This window comes from Cetobacterium sp. 2G large, from assembly GCF_014250655.1.
Lineage (GTDB): Bacteria > Fusobacteriota > Fusobacteriia > Fusobacteriales > Fusobacteriaceae > Cetobacterium_A > Cetobacterium_A somerae.
Map to the genome: position 1 here is coordinate 154,059 of NZ_JACHTH010000007.1, position 19,602 is coordinate 173,660.

Here is a 19,602-nt window from a genome sequence, read left to right on the forward strand (position 1 = left end):
TTTCACCTACTTATTAATTTTTTTTAATTTTATAGTTGAAACATCTATAAAAGCAAAAGGGTATGTTTTATATCCTGTATATTTAGATGAGAGAGCTACGGCGACTCCCTGATCCATTAAATAAACAGATGCAATATCTTCATTTAACAATTTTTGAATCTCTTTATAAATTTCAATTTTTCTTTGAGTATCATAAGTTTCAGTCGCTTCTAATAAAAGTTCATCCACTTTTTTATTTGAATAATTCCCCATATTTGAAGAGTAATTTGTCTTATATCTTTGAAGAATTCTTTGTGGATCAGGGTATCCTGCAACTCTTAAAAGAGCAGCTTCATATTTATGACCTTTGTAAACTTCTGGAAGATACTGTCCCCATGGAATTGGATTAATACTTACATTAACACCAATTTTAGATAAATCCTCTTTAATAAAAAGAGCTAAATCATTTTCAAAAGTATTTTCTGAAATAGTTGTTAAAGTAAAACTTAAGTTACTGTAACCAGCTTCTTTTAGAAGCTCTTTAGCAGTTTCTGGATTATAGGGATAATTTTTTTCTAGTCCATTCTTATAAAATTCTTTTAAATATGGAGACATATGTGTATATAACTTTTCAGCTTTAGGTAAAGCTAAATTTTCAATAATTCTATCCATATCAATAGCTTCCCAAATAGCTTGTCTAACTTTTTTATTTTGGAAAGGTTTAAAAGAGTTATTTAAATATAAAATATTAACATCATTACCTAAAGATGATACCACTTCTATATTTTTATCTTTTGTAACTTCTTTTAAAGATTCTAAATTTAAAGGAAGAAAATCGATTTCACCATTTTTAAATGAAAGAAGTCTACTAGCTCCTTCTTTATAGACTTTAAATTCAACCTCTTTTATTTCAGGAGCACCTAAATAATAGTCTTCAAAAGCCTCTAACACAATTTTTTGTCCAGGGATATATTCAACAAATTTATATGGTCCTGCTCCAATTGGATTTTTTTCTAATTCGCTTTCGCTAATTCCTTTTGGTATAATAGAAACATCAGTAATATTATATATATCAGAGCTACTATGTTCAGTATCTTTTATATTTATCTCAATAGTATTAGTATCTAATATGTTTATACTTTCTAATTTTTTATTCCATTCTCCAACAATGGCTTTTCCACTATTTGTCCCAGCGACTCTTTCAAAAGAGTATTTAACATCTTCAGGAGTAATTTTTTGCTTATTATGAAATGTAATATCATTTCTTAGTTTGAAAATATAGCTTCGTCCATTATTTTTAATTTCATAAGATTCAGCTAAAGCGGGAACGAGAGTTTTAGAGTTAGGATCAAATCGAATTAATCCAGTATTCATATTTCTAATGACCTCTTTTGTAGCAGCCGAAACATCAGTATCTGGAGCGATTGAGTTAAATCCGACTTTAATAGGAATTATTATTTTTGTTTTATTCTCAATTTGTTCTTCCTTACATCCACCTAAAGAAAGTAGTGATATTGCTATTAAAGCAGCCATAATTTTCTTTTTCATAATGCCTCCAAAATTTTTATCTAAACTGTATTAAGTTTAGCATAGTTTTACAAGAAATTCTACTTGTAGTATAGAAATTAAAATATTTTGAAAAATAAAAAATTTTTTATATTTTTTAAAATATGATAAAATATGGAGTAAATATAAAAAGTTAAGAGGTAGAAGATGTTTAAAAATATATTATTAGACAATCTGACAATAGGAATATTAGTTTTAGATAGTAACTTAGAAGTTAAATATTTAAATAAAAAAATGAGAAATATTTTAAAAGAGCAGAATATTGACGAAAAACGTTTAAATTTGTCAGTAAAAGAATTTAGTTTAATTGAAAATTATCAAGTAAGAACTTACGATATAGAAGTAGAAAATGAGAAGTTTGTCCAAATGGAATTCCATGAAATAATGGAAAAATCTGAATATAAATTAGTAACAATGTTAGATACAGTTCAAGATTTCATATTTTATTTAGATTCAAAAGGTAGAATAGAGTATTTCAATGAATCTTATGCAAATTATCTAGGCAAATCTTATTTAGAGATAATTGGAAAAAAAGAGAGTGAATTTTTTCCAAAAAAGATGGCAGAGAAGTGTGAAATTAACAACAGAAAAGCTTTAGAAAATGGGAATTTTTATGAAGAGGAAAAATTTCAAGGAAGGTGGTATCAAACATTTAAATCTAGAGTTGACTTAGGAAATGATAAGTATGGTATTTTAGGAATGATAAAAGAGATTACAGATTCTAAAAAGAAAACATTAGATTTGAAAGAGAAAGTTTATAAAGATCTTTTAACTGGACTATATAATAGAAATTTTTATGAAGAAAAAATAAATAAACTTTTAGAAAATAAAAAAAACACTATTTTTTCAATGATGATTCTAGATATTGATAAATTTAAAGAGATAAATGATAATAACGGTCATGATATTGGTGATCTAGTTTTAAAAAAAATATCTGAGATTTTAAAAAGAAATGTAAGAAAATCAAATGATTTCATAATTCGAATAGGTGGAGATGAATTATCAATAATTATAGATGGGACTTTAGAGGATTTAGAAAAAATTTATGAAAGAATACAAAAAGATTTAGAAAAAGAGAATTTATCAAATGATTTAAAATTTAGTGTTAGTGTAGGAATGGCAGAAAGATATGAAAATGAAAGTTTAAATAGTTTATATAAAAAAGCGGACATTGAATTATATAAAATGAAAGATAAAAAACAAAAAATAAAATAAGGGAGATACTTAATGAGTCGAACAAGATTATTTAGATTTATTTCTATTGCTACTATGATTTTGATTTTCTGGTTTTCTCATCAAAATGGTGAAGAATCTTTAAAACAATCTAATTTTATACTTCAATATTTAAAAGATTTTCTAGAGATATTTGGTTTAGATGTTAGAAAGTTAGCACATTTTACAATATACCTAATCTTAGGTAGCAGCTATTTTTTAAGTTTCAAAGTTTTAGATAAAAAATCTGCTTTAATAAGTATAATTTTAACATTTTTATATGCTTGTACAGATGAATTTCACCAAGGATTTATACCAGGAAGAGGACCAGCAATAAAAGATGTATTAATAGATACGTTAGGGGGAAGTTTAGGAATAATATCAATATTTTTATTTTTTAATTTCAATAAAAATCCTATAATCAAATTAAATAAGAAAAAGTGATAGTCTGAGAAAATTGGGACTATACCAAATTTAGTGTAAATTAACTTCTTAGCTATCAAATTTTAAATGTCCAAATAGGCTATCTTAGATTAGATACTCCAAGGTACTTCTTACTAAGATAGCTTTTTTTATTTCAAATATTTTTCTAAACGTTCTCCATACTCTATTGATAACATTCTTAGGATTCCTTCCCAACCTCTGACTTTTTGGTTCCATTTTTTCATAATATTTTTACTAGAAAGAAAAAGGACCTTTAACAATGCATCTTCACTAGGATAAACAGATCTAGAATTACTAACTTTTCTAAATTGGCTATTTAAACTTTCAATTATATTGGTAGTGTAGATCATCTTTCTAATTTCCATAGGAAAATTAAAAAAATGCGATAATTCACTCCAATTAGTATACCAACTTCTAAGAGCTGGCGCAAATTCAGGAAGGTCATTTTTTAAAGCCTCTAAAGCTTCAAATGCGCATTCTGCATTAGTAGCATTGTAAATACTTTTTAGCTGCTGAGCATAGCTTTTTCTATCTTGATAATTCATATATCTTAATGTATTTCTAATTTGATGTACCATACAACGTTGAATTTTAGTTTCAGGAAAAATAGTTAAAACGGCATCACTAAAACCTTTTAAACCATCAATAGACACTGTAAAAATATCCTCAATGCCTCTAGTTCTTAATTCATCCACAACTTTTAACCAAAACTTAGAACTTTCATTCTCTCCTATTACAATACTTAAAATATCTTTTTTTCCTTCTAAATCTATTCCTAAAACAACATATGCAGCTCTATTTGAAACTTTCCCATTACTTTTAATATTAAAATGTATTGCGTCCATAAATACAAAAGGATAGCATTTTTGTAGTGGTCTATTTTTCCAATTATCTATCTCTTCGAAAACTCTATCAGTTATTCTACTAATTTGTGATGCTGAGAATGTTAATCCATAAATCTCTTCAAGATGAGCATTAATCTCAGAAATAGTCATTCCACGCCCATACATAGAGATAATTTTATCTTCAATATCAGAGATATCTCTAGAATATTTAGGAACAACTGTTGGTTCAAACTGTCCCTCTCTATCTCTAGGAATATCAACTTGAACTTTTCCAAGAGAGGTATTAACTTGCTTAGAATTATACCCATTTCTACTGTTAGTAGTATTAGCGCTTGATTCTCTGTCATATTTATCATATCCAATAGATTCATCAAATTCAGCTTGCATCAAGATATTAACCATATCTTTAAACATATTTTTCATGAAATCTTGAGCATCGTCAGCAGATTTAATCTTATTTTCTTCAATTAATTGTTTAACAAGTGGATTTACTTCTGAATTTTTTCTAGCCATAAAAAAACCTCCTCAGTTACTAATTTAATTATACAAATTAATAGCCAAGAAGGTAAAATATATATATTTAATTTTTACAATTTACACTAAATTTGGGAAACTCCCAGAAAATTTCTCAGACTATCACATATTATAAAGCCATTGTTAATATCTCTAATACATCTTTATATTCTAATTTTTTCATAGTTCCAATTGGGCCTAATCTTGTTGCGCTAGTTGCCATATCTTCAAATTTTGAACTATCAATTCCTATATCTGTTAGAGTAGATGGAATATCTAAGGAATTAAAAAATTCTCTTGTTTTTGTGATTACTTTTTTAGCAACTTGGAAATCATCGTCTCCAAAAATACCCCAAACATTATTGGCATATTCTACAAATCTATGAACATTTTCTTTATCAAGAACATACTCCATCCAATAAGGTGTTAAAATTCCTAAACCAACACCATGTGTTATATCATACTTAGCGCTTAGTTCGTGTTCCATTTGATGTGTTGCCCAATCAGTAGATTCTTTTCCAGCAGATGTTAATCCATTTAATGATAAAGAACTTGCCCACATAATATTGGCTCTTGCATCATAATTAGTAGGATTTTCATAAGCAATTGGTGCATAATGAATAACTGTTTTTAAAAGACCTTCCATTATACGAGATTGCAGATAACCTTTTTTATCTGGTGAAAAATATTGTTCAAAAAGATGACTCATTATATCTACAGCACCAGCTGCAGTTTGATATTTGTTAACTGAAAAAGTATAAGTTGGGTCAAGTATAGAAAAAACAGGTCTTAAAATATAACTGTTAAATCCTAATTTTAAATTTTCTTTTGAGTTAGATAAGACACTATTCCCATTCATTTCGCTTCCTGTTGCAGCAAGAGTTAAGATAGAAGCTACAGGTAGTGCTTCAGTTAATAGATTAAATTTTTTATCCACACAAAGGTCTTTCCAAATATCTCCATGATATTTAGTTTGAGCAGCGATTCCCTTTGCACAATCGATAGTACTTCCACCTCCAACAGCTAAAACTAATTCTAAATTGTGTTTTCTACAAAGATTAGCTCCTTCTCTAACTGTTTCAATTCTAGGATTAGGATCAACTCCAGAAAGTTCAATAACTTCAATGTTTTCTTCAGTTAAAAACTTTATAACCTCATCATATAATCCATTTTTTTTAATACTATTTTTCCCATAAAGAAGTAAAATTTTACTTGCATGTTTTTTAACTTCTTTTCCTACATTTGATACTTGCCCATCTCCAAATAGAACTCTCGTTGGAACATCATAAATAAAATTTTTCATAATAAAATCCTCCTATAAAATTTTAATAAAATTTCTATCCTTAACTATGGTACCTTTATTAATATAAAATTTAATTATTCTAGTTAGGTTTCTATAGCTTATATTAAGCCTACCAGAAAGTTCATCTAGAGATTTAAAAGTTATTTCTCCTCCATTATCTTCAAGATATTTTATAAAAATATCTTTTGCTTTTAAAGTACTTTTATAAAATATAGCTCTATTTGTATTTAAAAGTTTTTTGTTCCCTTCAATAGCTAAAAATCTCCAAAAGTTAATATTATCTTCAAGATAGTCTTTTGCTAATTGAAAAGGTAGAAGAATAACTGCCACATCACTTTTAGCAACTACATCAAATAATACTTCCTCTTTATTAATGTATTCAATATCTCCAAAGATTTCTAAAGGTCTAAGTATATTTAAACATATTTGATTTCCATTATCAAGAATACAAGAAACCTCAACAGTTCCTTCTACTATAAAATAGATGCTATTAGTTCCTTTATGAGCTTCTAAAATATACTCTCCTTTTTTATAATGTTTTATTAATAATTTTTCATGAACTTCTTTAATTAAAATATCGTCTAAATTATAAAAGTTTATGTATTGTTCTATTTTTTTCATAAATTCTCCTTAATGGGCCAATTGTCCTATCTATTATATAAGAATTTATATATCATAAAAATAGAAAAAATGCTAGAAAAATATATAAAATATGAAAATAAAACGAGGTGGAGTATGAGAGCGGTAGATATTATTCAAAAAAAGAGAGACAATATTGAGTTAACATCTGAAGAGATGAGCTTCTTACTAGGAGAGTATTTACAAAATAGAGTTCCTGATTATCAAATGTCTTCATTTCTAATGGCAGTTTATTTTAATGGAATGACAAAGGATGAGCTAAAAGTATTTACAGAACTTATGATGAATAGTGGAGAAGTTATAAAGTTTGATGGAATAGAAAAGTTCTTAATTGATAAACATTCAACAGGTGGAGTAGGAGATAAAACTACTATTGCTTTAGCAGGATTATTTGCAGCCTTTAATATAGGAACTGCAAAACTTTCTGGAAGAGGTTTGGGACACACTGGAGGAACAATAGATAAATTTGAGGCTATTCCTGGATTTGTTTTCCCAGAAACAAGAGATGAATTGGTAAAAATGGTAAATAAAGTTGGAACAGGTATTATGGGATATTCGGATACAATAGTTCCTTTAGATAAAAAATTATATTCTCTTAGAGATGTAACTGCAACAGTATCAAGCATACCTTTAATAGCAAGTTCTATTATGAGTAAAAAGCTAGCAGTTTATGCTGATGGAATTATTTTAGATGTTAAAGTTGGTTCTGGAGCATTTATGAAAAACTTAAAAACAGCTGAAGAGTTAGCAAAAACTATGATTGATATTGGAGATTCTTTTGATAGAAAAGTAGTAACTTTATTAACAGATATGGATCAACCACTTGGATATGCTGTTGGAAATGCTAATGAAATAATTGAAGCGATTGAAACTTTAAAAGGAAGAGGACCAAAAGATTTCACTGAGCTTGTAGAAACAATAGTTGCGACTGCTCTTCAAATTAAAGGTGATGTTAAGTCTTTAGAAGAAGGAAAAGAGAAGGTTGCTGAAGTTATATCTAATGGTGCAGCTATTCAACACTTAAAAGATTTCATAGAAGCAGCAGGAGGAAATCCAAAATTAGTTGATGACTATACATTACTTCCAAAGTTTAAATCAGAATATGAATTTAAAGCTAAAAAATCAGGATGGATTTCTAAGATTGAAGCTGAAGAGATCGGAAAAGCAGCAATGGTTTTAGGAGCTGGAAGAGCGACTAAAGATGATATAATTGATCATTCTGTTGGAGTTTTATTAACTAAAAAAGTTGGAGACTATGTTGAAGCGGGAGAAGTTTTAGCTTTTGTTCAACACAATGATAAAAATTTAGAATCATCTATTAGATTTTTAGAAGGTGCTTATACAATAGTGGATGAAAAAGTAGAAAAAAATAAAGTAATTCTAGAAATTTTATCTAATATTGGGTTATAATAAGTATAAAGAATATTTTAGGAGGAAAAATGAATTTAAGTAAATATATTGATCACACAGTATTAAAAGCTACAACAGAACCAAAGGATATTATAAAATTATGTGCGGAAGCTAAAGAACATAAATTCTTTTCAGTTTGTGTAAATGGATGTTATGTTGAATTAGCAGCAAAAGAACTTGCAGGAACAGATGTTAAAGTTTGTGCTGTAATTGGTTTCCCTTTAGGAGCTATGTCAACAAAGTCAAAAGTTTTTGAAGCAAAAACTTGTATAGAAGATGGTGCATCTGAAATTGATATGGTTATCAATAGTGGAATGTTAAAAGCTGGTGAGACAGAGTATGTTAAAAATGAAATAGCAGCTATTAAAGAAGCTATTGGAACAAATGTATTGAAAGTTATAATAGAGAATTGTTATTTAACTGATGCTGAGAAAAAAATAGCAACTCAATTATGTTTAGATGCAAAGGCTGATTTTGTAAAAACATCAACAGGGTTTGGAACAGGTGGAGCTACTTTTGAAGATATAATGTTAATGAAAGAGATTGTTGGAGATAAAGCTGAATTAAAAGCTGCAGGTGGAGTAAGAGATTTAGCAACTGCAGAGAAATATATATCTTTAGGTGTAACAAGATTAGGAACAAGTTCAGGTGTTGAATTAGTGACAACTGGAACTGCTGACCCAAATAAATACTAATTATGAATCAAGATTACTTAAGTAGTTCCCTTTCAAAGGAGTGCTTAGATAATTTATTAAGAGTTTCTCAATGCCAAGAGTTTAAGCAGGGAGAAACTCTTTTTTTAGAGCACTCATTTTGTGAGAGTATATATTTCATAATTAGTGGAAATGTTACAGTATATAAAGATAATTCAGATGGAAAAAGAAAAATAATCTATTTGCTAGGAAAAGATTCATTTTTAAATGATACTATGGTATATGATGAATCACAAAAAACAAGTGTTAGTTGTGATGCTTTTACTGATGTTAAAGTGATGATTATTCCAATAAAAGAGCTTAAAAGATTAATTTTAAAATATCCAGATTTAGCTATCTTAATGATAAAATCTCTTTCAAAAAAGACAAAACGTTTATATCGACAATTAAAAAATACAACAACTATATCTATGGATAAAAGAATTGCTGCAAAACTATGGAAATTAGCAAAAGATTTTGGATATGAATACAAGGAATTTCATGGTTTTACAGTAAAAGTAAATAACACCTATTTGGCAGATATGTTAGGAACTAATAGAGAAACTGTTTCAAGAGGTATAAAAAAACTTAAAGAGCTAGGTCTTGTTAAAGTTGAGAATGGACAAATCTTTATTTTAAAAACAGAAATTAGAGATTTTTATAGACGTTAAAATAAAAAATAGGAATACTCCTATATTTGTGGTATAATTATGAGTAAAATTTAAAAAAATTAGGAGGAACAAATGACAAATAATGACGTTCTAAGAAGAGTTAGATATGCTTTAAGAATAAATGATAAAGCTATGATGGAAGTTTTCAAATTAGGAGGAATGAATATCTCTTTAGAAGAGTTAACAGCTCTTTTAAGTAAGCCTGAAGATGAAAACTTTAAAACTTGTAATAATAAAACTTTAGATGTATTTTTAAGTGGACTTATAACTTATAAAAGAGGACCACAAAAAAATGCTCCAGAAAAAACAGAGGAAGTACCAAATAATAAAAATATAAATAACTACATCCTAAGAAAGTTAAAGATTGCTTTAGCTTTTAGAAGTGAAGATATGATAGATGCATTTAAGACAGGTGGAATTAATATGTCTGAATCAGAATTAAGTGCAATCTTCAGAAGACCAGACCATAAAAATTACAGAGAAGCTGGAGATAAATATGTTAGAGTATTTATTAAGGGAATCACTGAACTTTTCAGAGGGGAAAAATAATAAGATTACAAATTGATCTTAAAAAAATTTATTTTTTGTCAATATAGAAATGTGTGACTAGAGTCACACATTTTTTTCTATATAAAGTAATAGAATGAGATACTAGTATAAAAACAGTTGTATAAGAGGTGAAGAGATGAAAAAATTATTAACAAATGATGAATTTAATACAGCATTATTAAGTTTATCAAAAGAGTATGATATCTATGCTCCAGTTACACTTCCTTTTAAAGGAACGTTCTCTGATACTGATTTAGTTAAATATGAGAAGATAACTAAATTAGAAGAGATCAATCTAAAAGATAAAAGTTACTATTCAGCTAAAGAGATTCTACTACCTATAAGACAAACAATATTTTACTTTAATGAAAATGAGTTTAAAAAACCAGAGGGAAGAACAAAAAAAGCTTTAGTTTTACTAAGAAGTTGTGACCTTCATGCTATTGAAAGAGTAGATAATATATATTTAAATAACAAATTTGCAGATGAATATTATGAAGATGCAAAAAAAATGGTTAAATTTGCAGTTATTGGCTGCCCAGGAAAAGGATGGGAGAGCTGCTTCTGCGCTTCAATGGGAACAAATACAACAGAGAATTATAACTTAGGTCTTACATTTAAAGATGGTGCAGTTTATACTCATATAAAAGATGAAGAGTTAAACGAATTCTTTAATGATGGGAAAGAAGAAGAGTTTCAAATGGAGTTTGTAACAGAAAATGTTGAAAAAGTTACAGTTCCTGAAAATATAGAGTTAGAAGATATTATAAATGATGAGATGTGGAGAGATTACGATAGATGTATTAAGTGTGGAAGATGTAATTTTGTTTGTCCTACTTGTACTTGTTTTACAACTCAAGATATCTTTAATAGAGATAACTCTAAAACTGGAGAGAGAAGAAGAGTTTGGGCTTCTTGTCATGTAGATGGATTTTCAACTATGGCTGGTGGACATGAGTTTAGACAAAAATCTGGAGATAGAATGAGATTTAAGGTTATGCATAAAATCTCTGACTATAAAAAAAGATTTGGAACACATATGTGTATTGGATGTGGAAGATGTGATGATGCTTGTCCTGAGTATATCTCTTATATAAACTGTATAAATAAACTATCGAAAAAGTTAGGTGATAATAATGAGTAATATATATATGCCTGAAAGAGGAGAAATTTTATCAATAGTTCAAGAGAGTCCAATTGAGTGGTTATTTAAAGTTAAAACAACTATAAAACCAGCTCCAGGACAATTTATACAACTATCTATTCCTATGGTAGGAGAGGCACCAATATCTGTTGCTAATTATAATCATGACGAAGAATGGATTGAGTTTCTAATAAGAAAAGTTGGAAAAGTTACTGATGCAATATTTAATCTTCAACCAGGAGATTCAATATTTTTAAGAGGAGCTTATGGAAACTGTTTCCCTATGGATACATACTCTGGAAAAAGAGTAATTGTAGTTGCTGGTGGAAGTGGAACTGCTCCAGTAAGACCACTAATAAAACATTTTATAGATGATGAGAATACAGATATTGAGCTAATTTTTGGATTTAAAGATCAAGAATCTATTCTATTTAAAAAAGAGATAGATGAGTGGAGAAAAAAAGCTCCAATGATTTTAACTGTGGATAAAGGTTGTGGAATTGATGGAGAGTGTGTAGGACTTGTTACTGAGTATATTCCTCATCTAAAAATGTATGAAAATTTTGATAATTTAGAAGTTGTTATAGTAGGACCTCCTATGATGATGAAATACTCTGCATTAGAGTTTTTAAAGTTAGGAATTCCAGAGGACAAAATTTGGGTTTCTTTTGAAAGAAATATGTCTTGTGCTGTAGGAAAGTGTGGACATTGTAAAATTGATGAAACATATGTTTGTTTAGAAGGACCTATATTTAATTATGTAAAAGCTAAAACGCTTTTAGATTAGGAGGAGACCATGGCTTTAGAGTTAAGTAGAAAAAGTTTTACAAAAAATGCGTATAGAATAACAAAAGATAGAAAAAAAACAGCTTTAAGAGTTAGAGTTCCTGGTGGAGAGATAACAGCAGAACTACTTTTAAAAGTTTCTGAAATAGCTTCAAAATATGGAAATGGAAAAGTTCATATAACAACTCGTCAAGGATTTGAAATTAAAGGTATTGATATTACAAAAATTGATGAAGTAAATAAAGAGATTCAAGTTTTAATTGATGGTTTTGATATTAATCAACCAAATGGAGAGGGAAATGGATATCCAGCAGCTGGAACAAGAAATATAACAGCTTGTATTGGAAACAGTGTTTGTCCTAAGGCTCAATATAATACAACAAACTTTGCTAAAAAAATAGAGAAAGAAGTTTTCCCTAATGATTTCCATTTTAAAATTGCTTTAACAGGATGTCCAAATGATTGTATCAAAGCAAGAATGCATGACTTTGGTATAATTGGAATGACTATGCCTTTATACGAAAAAGAGAGATGTGTTTCATGTGGAGCATGTGTAAAAAAATGTAAAGGATTATCAACAGGTGCTTTAAGAGCAGAAAATTATACAGTTGTAAGAGAACATAGTAAATGTATAGGGTGTGGAGAGTGTGTTTTAAACTGTCCAACATCATCTTGGGTTAGAGATGAGAAAAAGTACTATAGACTTGCTATTATGGGTAGAACAGGAAAGAAAAATCCAAGACTTGCTGAAGATTGGATTTTATGGGCTGATGAAGAGAGCATAATAAAAATTATTAAAAATACATATAGATATGTAGATACATATATTAACAGAGCACTTCCAAAAGAACATATTGGATATATTGTTGATAGAACAGGATTCAATGAGTTTAAAAAGTTTGCATTAGAAGGTGTTAATTTAGAAGAAGTAGCAATTGAAAGAAATATGGTTAACTGGAATGGAATTATCTACTCTGGTGCTGAAAATGATATTGGTAAATAATTAAACTAACTAAAACTGTAGAGTGAGTAAAATCAAGCTACAGTTTTTTTATTGACTTAGAGTTTACTCTAAGTGGTATAATATTTTACAATTTAAAAATTAATTCACTAAAATGGAGGGAAGATGATTTGGATTTTACAGAGATTGCTACTATTAATACTTCCAATATTAGGAGTAGCATATATTTTTTATAAAATATATGGAAGTTTATGGTATTTTCTATTTATACCAGTTTTTATTTTTTTACCTTTTGTTCTCTTTTATTTTTATCGAAATAAAAGAAGCGTATCTTTAGAAATTTTTTTAGGGCATTATCTATTTTATCTTAACTATATAGTATTTGGAGCTTTAATTATTTTATCAATTGCCCTTATTTTTAAGATGTTTTCAATTGATATTTTAAAAGAAGTTAGTTATAGAAAGACGAGTTTTCATATTTTTATGATTTTTAGTTTAGGTATTCTGTCGATTTTAGGATATAAAAATTTTAAAAATATTTCTGTAGAAAATTATGAAACACCAAAAGAGATAATTAGAAATGAAAAAAAATTAAAATTTGCTTTCATAAGTGATGTTCATTTAAATGGGAAATTTGATGGGAGTAAATTAAAAACAGCTTTTGAAAAAATGAAAAATGAAGATGTTGAGTTAGTTCTTATAGGTGGAGATTTTTTAGATAATTCATATAAGAGTGTAACAGATGATATTAAAAGTATAATTGATGAAACAAACTTTAAACATGGAATTTATTTAGTTTTAGGAAATCATGAATACTATGGTGGAATAGAGGGAAATATTGAATATATAAAAAATCTTGGAGTAAATATTTTAAGAGATGAGGTAGTGGAGATTGAAGGAATAACAATTGTAGGAAGAGATGATAGATATAATAAAAAGAGAAAATCATTAGATGAACTTTTAAAAAATGTCGATAAAAAAAGTTCTGTTATAGTTGTTGATCATAATCCTCAATCTTTAAAAGAGTTAGGAAATGAAAAAGTGGATTTGTACTTATCAGGCCATACACACAAAGGGCAACTATTTCCTTTTAATTTAGTAGTAGATTATATGTATGAAAACTCAGGTGGATATAGGAAGATAGGAGAGACACATACATATGTAAGTTCAGGATTGGGAACTTGGATGATTCCATACAGAATTGGAAGTAGTAGTCAGATAATGATCTTTAAATAAAGCTAATTAAAGAGATAACTTTATTATGTAATAGAGTTATCTCTTTATATATTGTTTGAAAATTTATTTTTTTATATAGTTGTTTACAATAGAAAGGATATCGTTTCCATATTTTTCAAATTTAGCTTCTCCAATACCATTTATTTTTAAAAGGTCATCTTTTTCTCTAGGTTTGTAATTACAAATATCAATTATAGTTTTATCAGAAAAAATTATATACGATGGAACATGGTTGTTATGAGCGGTTTTACTTCTGTATTCTGATAGAAGATTAAATAACTGCTCTCCACCAGGAATAAGAGGTAATGAAGTTTTTTTATCATTAGGTCTTTCTTTTTTCATAATAGAATCGTCATCATTGTTTAAAACCCTCATAGATAAGGTTTCTTTAGATTTTATAAAAGTATAAGCACTTTCTTTTAATTTTAAAAGTGGGTATTTTCCCTCAGTGCTTTCGATAAAATCACTTCCTATAAGGTAATCCATAATTGTTTTAATATAGATAGAAGATTTATCTTTTAAGCATCCATATGTAGATTGTTCATTTAAACGGTTTTCTCTAATTCTTGCATTGTTAGAACCTTTTAGAATATCTAAAATTAATTTTGCACCATATTTACTATTCAATCTTCCAACACATGAAATAATTTTTTGAGCGTCAATAGTTATATCAATAAGTTCACCTTTATTTTCACAATTTCCACACATTCCACAATTTTCAGCCAAAGGTTTATTTTCGAAATAGTTTACAATATATTCAATAAGACAGCCATTAGTTCTAGTATAATTTTCCATAGCAGAAAGTTTACTATATCTAATTTTAGCTATTTCTGGAGATAAGTTTTCATTTTCAATAAATAGTTTTTGAATAATAATATCTTTGGGATTATAAAGTAGAATACAACTTGAAATAAGACCATCTCTACCGGCTCTACCGGCTTCTTGATAATAACTTTCAATATCTTTTGGTAGATTATTATGAATAACCCATCTTACATTGGATTTATCAATACCCATTCCAAAAGCATTAGTTGCGACAATTATTTTACATCTATCTAAAAGAAAATCCTCTTGATTACTCATTCTCTCATTATCAGAAAGGCCAGCATGATATTTAGCAATACTCTTTCCTTTAGAAAGAAATTCATAAATTTGTTCACACTCTTTTCTTGTAGAAGTATATATTATTCCACTTTCTTCAGGATGTTCTTCAATAAATTTTTGTATAAATTTAAAATTATCTACATTTTTGAAAACAGAAAACTTTAGATTATCCCTCTTAAATCCATTTTTAAATATAGTTGCTTTAATATTTAAACTTTCTAAAATATCTTCAGTAACTTCAGGAGTAGCAGTGGCAGTGAAAGCAGATATTACTGGATTACTATTTAAAGCTTGAATAAAATTTTTAATATTTTTATAGCTAACTCTAAAGTCATGTCCCCATTGAGATATACAGTGTGCTTCGTCAACAGCAATTTGTGATACATTAATATTTTTTATAACTGATAAAAATCTTGAATTTTCAAGTCTCTCAGGTGCAATATAAATTATTTTGTATTTATTAAAAAGAAGAGCATTATAAATAATCTCACATTGTGAATTTGAAAGACTACTATTTATAAATACAGAAGGGATACCATTTTCATTTAAAGCATCAACTTGATCTTTCATAAGTGATATTAAAGGAGATATAACAACAGTAACTCCCTCAAAAATTAAGGCTGGTATTTGAAAACATATAGATTTTCCACCACCTGTTGGCATAATAGCTAGAGTATCTTTTCTTTGTAAAATATTTTTAATGATGTCATTTTGTCCTTTTCTAAACTCATCATATCCAAAGTATTTTTTTAGAATTAAATTTTCTTTTGCTAGGAATTTATTCATACATCCTCCTGGGATTTTATTTATTACAATATTATTATATTATATCATTAAAAATAAAAAAGGTATCTATTTTATTTTTGACAAAATAGATACCTTTTATTAATCTTTTAAAATTAATCTTTTTTAGATACGTAATAATATGCTGCTCCTAATCCAACTCCTCCAACTATGTTTCCTAAAGTTACTGGAATTAAGTTAACAATCATTCCCATAAAAAATTGTGGTTCTTTAAACATTAGTGCTGAGAAAAGAGTCATGTTTGCAATACTATGCTCTAAACCAACAGTTATAAAGGCAAATAGACACCACCAAATCATGATTAATTTACCTGACTCAGATGTCATTTTTATAGAACACCAAACAGCTAAACAAACAAGTATATTACAAAGTATTCCTCTATAAAATAGATCCCAGAAAGGTGCTGTAGCTTTTAATGTAGCTATAGTTCCCATAAATTTACCAACACTTTCAGCTCCAGGAACAAAGTGAACAGTTAAATTTGTTAGAGAGAATAAATATCCACATAAAATAGATCCAGCTAAGTTTCCGAAATAACATACAACCCAAAGTTTAATAGTATCAGCCCAAGTTGTTTTTTTAGATAGTGTAGATATTGTCATAACAAAGTTATTTCCAGTAAAAAGTTCACTACCACACATAATAACTAAACTCAGTGCTACTCCAAAGCAAGCTCCCATAAGTGTTCTAGCACCTAAAGGTCCAATAACTGGTGCTGCTAATCCACCAATAGAGAAAATTAATAAAATTCCTAATCCAACAAAAAATCCAGCAAAAGTTGATAAGACAAAGTATTTTCCAAAACTATTTTTTAAAAAATTAGATTTGCTAACCCCTGCATTTGCAACTTTTTCAACTGCCTCAAAAAACATATATTCCTCCTCAATTAAATGATATACTAGCATTTTATATTAAAAATAAAAAAACATAGTGTGATTTAAATCACACTATGCTAAATTGTGTAAAAAAAGATTTTTTGTGGATTAAAATGTAATCTAACTGTATCTTTTAAAAGAAAACATTACAATGTCTTAAATCTACATTCCATAAAAGCTTGATGTTTCTCTTTGTGCACTGGCAGCCATGAATCGCATCAAATATAGTTTCTAAGTTATAATGTCTAATTACATAAGATTCTACACAGACATCTAAAGTTGTTTTTCTATCTCTTAAATTGCAAGGATATACTATAACAATCTCCTCTTTAAGCTTATTAAGTGTTTTTAAAGTATCTAAGGTAATATCGTTGATATTTTCAAATCTATGTAAAACATTATTCTCTCTATCTAGAATAAGTCCCTCTCCAATATGGAATAGATTTTCCTTAACAATATTTCTGTAAGAGTTAGTTAATTTTTCATAAGCTATAATCATGGTATCAACCCCTTCTATTATCTTAATTACCATATGTATTACCTCATAGATACCATAAAGTCAAATGCTTTCCTTTAATTTGAATCATCATTCTAATAAATAGTTCCTAAAGAATAATCATGTATTGGGATTGGATACATTTCAAATCCTTGTATTTTTTTATTAAGTGCACCATTTAAATCTCTATAAAATAGCATTACTTCGCTATTATTATTTACAATAATCTCTTGAATCTGTTGATAGATTACTTCTCTTTTATTTTTATCTAAAGTGCTTCTAGCCTCTTCTAAAAGTTTATCTACTTTTTCATCACTAAAAAATGTACGATTTCCTGGTGCACCAAAAGCGCTTGAGTGGTGAGTTGGATAAAGAGCGTAGTCAGAATCTCCTGTAACGCTTCCCCAAGATCCTATAAACATATCAAACTCTCCACTATTAGTTTTAACCCAATAAATACTAGGCTCTAAAACAGTAATTTGAACACTCACTCCAATATCATTTAAATATCCGGCGATAATTTCAGCAGTTTGAATATCTATATTATTACTCATTGTAGCTAAAGTAAGAATTTTATCTTTTAAAGGTGTTAGAAGTTTTGAAGCTTCATTTTTATCATATCCTAAATTTTTTAAATTTGGATTATGACCTTTTACTCCTTTAGCAACTGGAGAGTTAGCAATTTTTCCCTCTCCATTTAAAACTACTTCTAAAATAGCTTCTTTGTCAATAGCTAAATTTATTCCTTTTCTTATATTAGAGTCTTTAAAAATATCTTTTTTTAAATTTAAACCCATATATGTATATGAATATGATGGTTTAGATATAAATTTTAAATTTTCATTACTATTAATAGTTTTTTCATCTTGAGGTGGTAGTGAAAAGGCTATATCAGCTTCTCCTGTTTCAAGAGCTATAGTTCTATTTGTTGCTAAAGGTATTGTTTTTATATTTATTTTTTCATAAGTTGGCTTAGTATCAAAATAGTTTTCAAATCGTTCAAGTACCAAACCCTCTCCTGGAGACCAACTTTCTAAAATATATTTACCGCTTCCCATAGGTTGTTCAACTAAAATATCTGGATTTTTTGTTAGATAATTTTTACTTACAATGCTTAGCGCAGGATGTGTAAGTTGATCTATAATAGATGAAAATGGTTTCTCTAAAATCATTTGAAAGTTATACTTATCCTTTATAATAATCTCTTTAATAGGAGGTAATATACCTGCAATTCTAGGAGATTTTTTCATTCTTTCAAAGGAAAACTTAACATCTTCAGAAGTTAAGTTTTCTCCATTTTGAAAAAAAACATTGTCTTTTAAAGTAAAGTTAATAGTTTTATTATCTATAAACTTATAGCTTTTAGCTACTCCTAAAACAGTTTCCATATTTGAATTTTTTTCTAAAAGTCTTGAATATAACAAACGATTTATTCTTAAAGAAAATCCATCGTTTCCAAAGTGTGGATCAAATGTTCTAGGATCTCCCTCTTGTACTATATTAATTGTTGCTGAAAAAACAGCAACACTCATTGTAAAAATAAGAAATAAAAACAAACAAATCCTTTTCATAAACTCCTCCCCTATAAGATAATTTTTTCGACTTCATCAATAGCTGTTCCTAAAAACTCCTGAGCAACTTCTTTGAATTTTTGAGAATCACCACTAACAAAAAACTTTATAGATGTTTTTTTAGAAGATGCTCCTTCACCTATAATTAATTTCAAAGATTTTGCAGTTTCTTTAGCTGGATCTACAATATTTCCAGTAAAATGCCTCTTTATATATTTTTCAATTAATGGATAATGAGTACATCCTAAAATAAGAGTATCAACATTTTCAGGGAGATTACTTAAATAACCTTTTATTAATTGATTACTCTCATTATTATCAATCCATCCTTTTTCAATCATTCCAACAAAAAGTGGACATTTAACTTGATAGATATTTAAATTTTTATCAATTCTATTAAACTCTTTTAAATAGATATCCATTTTAATTGTGGCAGGAGTAGCAATAACTCCTATATTTTTATTTTTTGTTACTCTTATTCCCTCTTTAACACCATTATTAACCACTCCCACAACAGGGATATGATATCTTTCCTTCATTATATACATAGCAGCTCCAGTAGCTGTATTACAAGCTATAACGATGGCATCAACTTTTTTTTCATAAACTAAGAAGTCTGAGACCTTTAGACAGAGCGCACGAATCTCTTCAATCTCTCTATCCCCATAAGGAGCATGTAAACTATCTCCAAAATAGATGATATTATCATAGGGAAACTCTTTTATAACCTCTTTTAATACTGAAACTCCCCCTACTCCAGAATCAAATACTCCAATTGTTCTCATTAAAACCTCACATTCAT

General features: G+C 28.0%; 19 protein-coding genes. 10 read left to right on the plus strand and 9 right to left on the minus strand.

The genetic code is table 11. The features are described 5' to 3' along the window. Positions 1-6 precede the first annotated feature (6 nt). Positions 7-1,527, minus strand: a complete 1,521-nt coding sequence (locus H5J23_RS11405) for an ABC transporter substrate-binding protein (protein WP_023050330.1) — start codon at positions 1,525-1,527, stop codon at positions 7-9. A gap of 165 nt (positions 1,528-1,692) precedes the next feature. Here H5J23_RS11405 and H5J23_RS11410 point away from each other — a divergent pair, with 165 nt between their 5' ends. After that, positions 1,693-2,760: a sensor domain-containing diguanylate cyclase gene (locus H5J23_RS11410; RefSeq protein ID WP_023050329.1), complete on the plus strand. Its 1,068-nt coding sequence runs from the start codon at positions 1,693-1,695 to the stop codon at positions 2,758-2,760. A 12-nt stretch (positions 2,761-2,772) separates the two neighbouring features. Next, a complete protein-coding gene (locus H5J23_RS11415) occupies positions 2,773-3,201 on the plus strand; it encodes a VanZ family protein (protein WP_185892318.1) in 429 nt (142 codons plus the stop codon). A gap of 128 nt (positions 3,202-3,329) precedes the next feature. On the opposite strand, the gene H5J23_RS11420 is transcribed toward H5J23_RS11415, so the two are convergent. The 3 genes from H5J23_RS11420 to H5J23_RS11430 form a co-directional block, all read right to left on the minus strand. Beyond that, the gene (locus H5J23_RS11420) at positions 3,330-4,559 is read right to left on the minus strand and encodes an IS256 family transposase (protein WP_185892319.1); all 1,230 of its coding nucleotides are present in this window, start codon (positions 4,557-4,559) and stop codon (positions 3,330-3,332) included. A 130-nt stretch (positions 4,560-4,689) separates the two neighbouring features. After that, positions 4,690-5,862, minus strand: coding sequence for an iron-containing alcohol dehydrogenase (locus H5J23_RS11425; protein WP_185892321.1), 1,173 nt, complete (start codon positions 5,860-5,862; stop codon positions 4,690-4,692). 12 nt (positions 5,863-5,874) lie between these two features. Further along, entirely contained in the window at positions 5,875-6,483 is a 609-nt protein-coding gene (locus H5J23_RS11430) for a Crp/Fnr family transcriptional regulator (RefSeq protein ID WP_023050326.1), read from the minus strand. 114 nt (positions 6,484-6,597) lie between these two features. Here H5J23_RS11430 and H5J23_RS11435 point away from each other — a divergent pair, with 114 nt between their 5' ends. From H5J23_RS11435 to H5J23_RS11470, 8 genes are all read left to right on the plus strand, one after another. Continuing rightward, complete coding sequence (locus tag H5J23_RS11435) at positions 6,598-7,911, plus strand: thymidine phosphorylase (RefSeq protein WP_040406896.1); 1,314 nt, start codon at positions 6,598-6,600, stop codon at positions 7,909-7,911. 29 nt (positions 7,912-7,940) lie between these two features. Next, positions 7,941-8,606: a deoxyribose-phosphate aldolase gene (gene deoC / locus H5J23_RS11440; RefSeq protein WP_185892322.1), complete on the plus strand. Its 666-nt coding sequence runs from the start codon at positions 7,941-7,943 to the stop codon at positions 8,604-8,606. A 2-nt stretch (positions 8,607-8,608) separates the two neighbouring features. Then, on the plus strand, positions 8,609-9,274 hold the full coding sequence (locus H5J23_RS11445) for a Crp/Fnr family transcriptional regulator (protein WP_023050323.1): 666 nt from the start codon (positions 8,609-8,611) through the stop codon (positions 9,272-9,274). Positions 9,275-9,346: 72 nt separating this feature from the next. Next, complete coding sequence (locus tag H5J23_RS11450; RefSeq protein ID WP_023050322.1) at positions 9,347-9,823, plus strand: DUF1456 family protein; 477 nt, start codon at positions 9,347-9,349, stop codon at positions 9,821-9,823. Between the two features lie 136 nt (positions 9,824-9,959). After that, positions 9,960-10,967: an anaerobic sulfite reductase subunit AsrA gene (gene asrA / locus H5J23_RS11455; protein ID WP_185892324.1), complete on the plus strand. Its 1,008-nt coding sequence runs from the start codon at positions 9,960-9,962 to the stop codon at positions 10,965-10,967. Next, positions 10,960-11,754 carry an anaerobic sulfite reductase subunit AsrB gene (gene asrB / locus H5J23_RS11460; protein ID WP_185892326.1) on the plus strand — a complete coding sequence of 265 codons (795 nt, stop codon included), beginning with the start codon at positions 10,960-10,962 and terminating at the stop codon, positions 11,752-11,754. Before asrA ends, asrB begins: the two co-directional genes overlap by 8 nt. A gap of 9 nt (positions 11,755-11,763) precedes the next feature. Continuing rightward, a complete protein-coding gene (gene asrC, locus H5J23_RS11465; protein ID WP_023050319.1) occupies positions 11,764-12,756 on the plus strand; it encodes a sulfite reductase subunit C in 993 nt (330 codons plus the stop codon). Between the two features lie 123 nt (positions 12,757-12,879). Then, positions 12,880-13,950: a metallophosphoesterase gene (locus H5J23_RS11470; RefSeq protein WP_185892328.1), complete on the plus strand. Its 1,071-nt coding sequence runs from the start codon at positions 12,880-12,882 to the stop codon at positions 13,948-13,950. 63 nt (positions 13,951-14,013) lie between these two features. Here the strand turns inward: H5J23_RS11470 and recQ are convergent, their stop codons facing one another. From recQ to murI, 5 genes are all read right to left on the minus strand, one after another. Then, positions 14,014-15,840, minus strand: a complete 1,827-nt coding sequence (gene recQ / locus H5J23_RS11475; protein WP_185892330.1) for a DNA helicase RecQ — start codon at positions 15,838-15,840, stop codon at positions 14,014-14,016. Between the two features lie 113 nt (positions 15,841-15,953). After that, a complete protein-coding gene (locus tag H5J23_RS11480) occupies positions 15,954-16,730 on the minus strand; it encodes a formate/nitrite transporter family protein (RefSeq protein ID WP_040406893.1) in 777 nt (258 codons plus the stop codon). A gap of 136 nt (positions 16,731-16,866) precedes the next feature. Then, on the minus strand, positions 16,867-17,265 hold the full coding sequence (locus H5J23_RS11485) for a hypothetical protein (RefSeq protein ID WP_023050315.1): 399 nt from the start codon (positions 17,263-17,265) through the stop codon (positions 16,867-16,869). Between the two features lie 59 nt (positions 17,266-17,324). Further along, complete coding sequence (locus tag H5J23_RS11490) at positions 17,325-18,800, minus strand: ABC transporter substrate-binding protein (RefSeq protein ID WP_185892332.1); 1,476 nt, start codon at positions 18,798-18,800, stop codon at positions 17,325-17,327. Between the two features lie 11 nt (positions 18,801-18,811). Then, positions 18,812-19,585, minus strand: coding sequence for a glutamate racemase (murI, locus tag H5J23_RS11495; protein ID WP_185892334.1), 774 nt, complete (start codon positions 19,583-19,585; stop codon positions 18,812-18,814). Positions 19,586-19,602: the final 17 nt, after the last annotated feature.

What these genes read in the sequence shown, in the direction of transcription:
- H5J23_RS11405 (WP_023050330.1), bottom strand. Translation starts at nt 1,527, where the DNA reads ATGAAAAAGAAAATTATGGCTGCTTTAATAGCAATATCACTACTTTCT.
- murI (WP_185892334.1), bottom strand. Translation starts at nt 19,585, where the DNA reads ATGAGAACAATTGGAGTATTTGATTCTGGAGTAGGGGGAGTTTCAGTA.
- asrB (WP_185892326.1), top strand. Translation starts at nt 10,960, where the DNA reads ATGAGTAATATATATATGCCTGAAAGAGGAGAAATTTTATCAATAGTT.
- deoC (WP_185892322.1), top strand. Translation starts at nt 7,941, where the DNA reads ATGAATTTAAGTAAATATATTGATCACACAGTATTAAAAGCTACAACA.
- H5J23_RS11470 (WP_185892328.1), top strand. Translation starts at nt 12,880, where the DNA reads ATGATTTGGATTTTACAGAGATTGCTACTATTAATACTTCCAATATTA.
- recQ (WP_185892330.1), bottom strand. Translation starts at nt 15,840, where the DNA reads ATGAATAAATTCCTAGCAAAAGAAAATTTAATTCTAAAAAAATACTTT.
- H5J23_RS11425 (WP_185892321.1), bottom strand. Translation starts at nt 5,862, where the DNA reads ATGAAAAATTTTATTTATGATGTTCCAACGAGAGTTCTATTTGGAGAT.
- H5J23_RS11415 (WP_185892318.1), top strand. Translation starts at nt 2,773, where the DNA reads ATGAGTCGAACAAGATTATTTAGATTTATTTCTATTGCTACTATGATT.
- H5J23_RS11480 (WP_040406893.1), bottom strand. Translation starts at nt 16,730, where the DNA reads ATGTTTTTTGAGGCAGTTGAAAAAGTTGCAAATGCAGGGGTTAGCAAA.
- asrC (WP_023050319.1), top strand. Translation starts at nt 11,764, where the DNA reads ATGGCTTTAGAGTTAAGTAGAAAAAGTTTTACAAAAAATGCGTATAGA.
- H5J23_RS11445 (WP_023050323.1), top strand. Translation starts at nt 8,609, where the DNA reads ATGAATCAAGATTACTTAAGTAGTTCCCTTTCAAAGGAGTGCTTAGAT.
- H5J23_RS11420 (WP_185892319.1), bottom strand. Translation starts at nt 4,559, where the DNA reads ATGGCTAGAAAAAATTCAGAAGTAAATCCACTTGTTAAACAATTAATT.
- H5J23_RS11450 (WP_023050322.1), top strand. Translation starts at nt 9,347, where the DNA reads ATGACAAATAATGACGTTCTAAGAAGAGTTAGATATGCTTTAAGAATA.
- H5J23_RS11410 (WP_023050329.1), top strand. Translation starts at nt 1,693, where the DNA reads ATGTTTAAAAATATATTATTAGACAATCTGACAATAGGAATATTAGTT.
- H5J23_RS11435 (WP_040406896.1), top strand. Translation starts at nt 6,598, where the DNA reads ATGAGAGCGGTAGATATTATTCAAAAAAAGAGAGACAATATTGAGTTA.
- H5J23_RS11490 (WP_185892332.1), bottom strand. Translation starts at nt 18,800, where the DNA reads ATGAAAAGGATTTGTTTGTTTTTATTTCTTATTTTTACAATGAGTGTT.
- H5J23_RS11430 (WP_023050326.1), bottom strand. Translation starts at nt 6,483, where the DNA reads ATGAAAAAAATAGAACAATACATAAACTTTTATAATTTAGACGATATT.
- asrA (WP_185892324.1), top strand. Translation starts at nt 9,960, where the DNA reads ATGAAAAAATTATTAACAAATGATGAATTTAATACAGCATTATTAAGT.
- H5J23_RS11485 (WP_023050315.1), bottom strand. Translation starts at nt 17,265, where the DNA reads ATGGTAATTAAGATAATAGAAGGGGTTGATACCATGATTATAGCTTAT.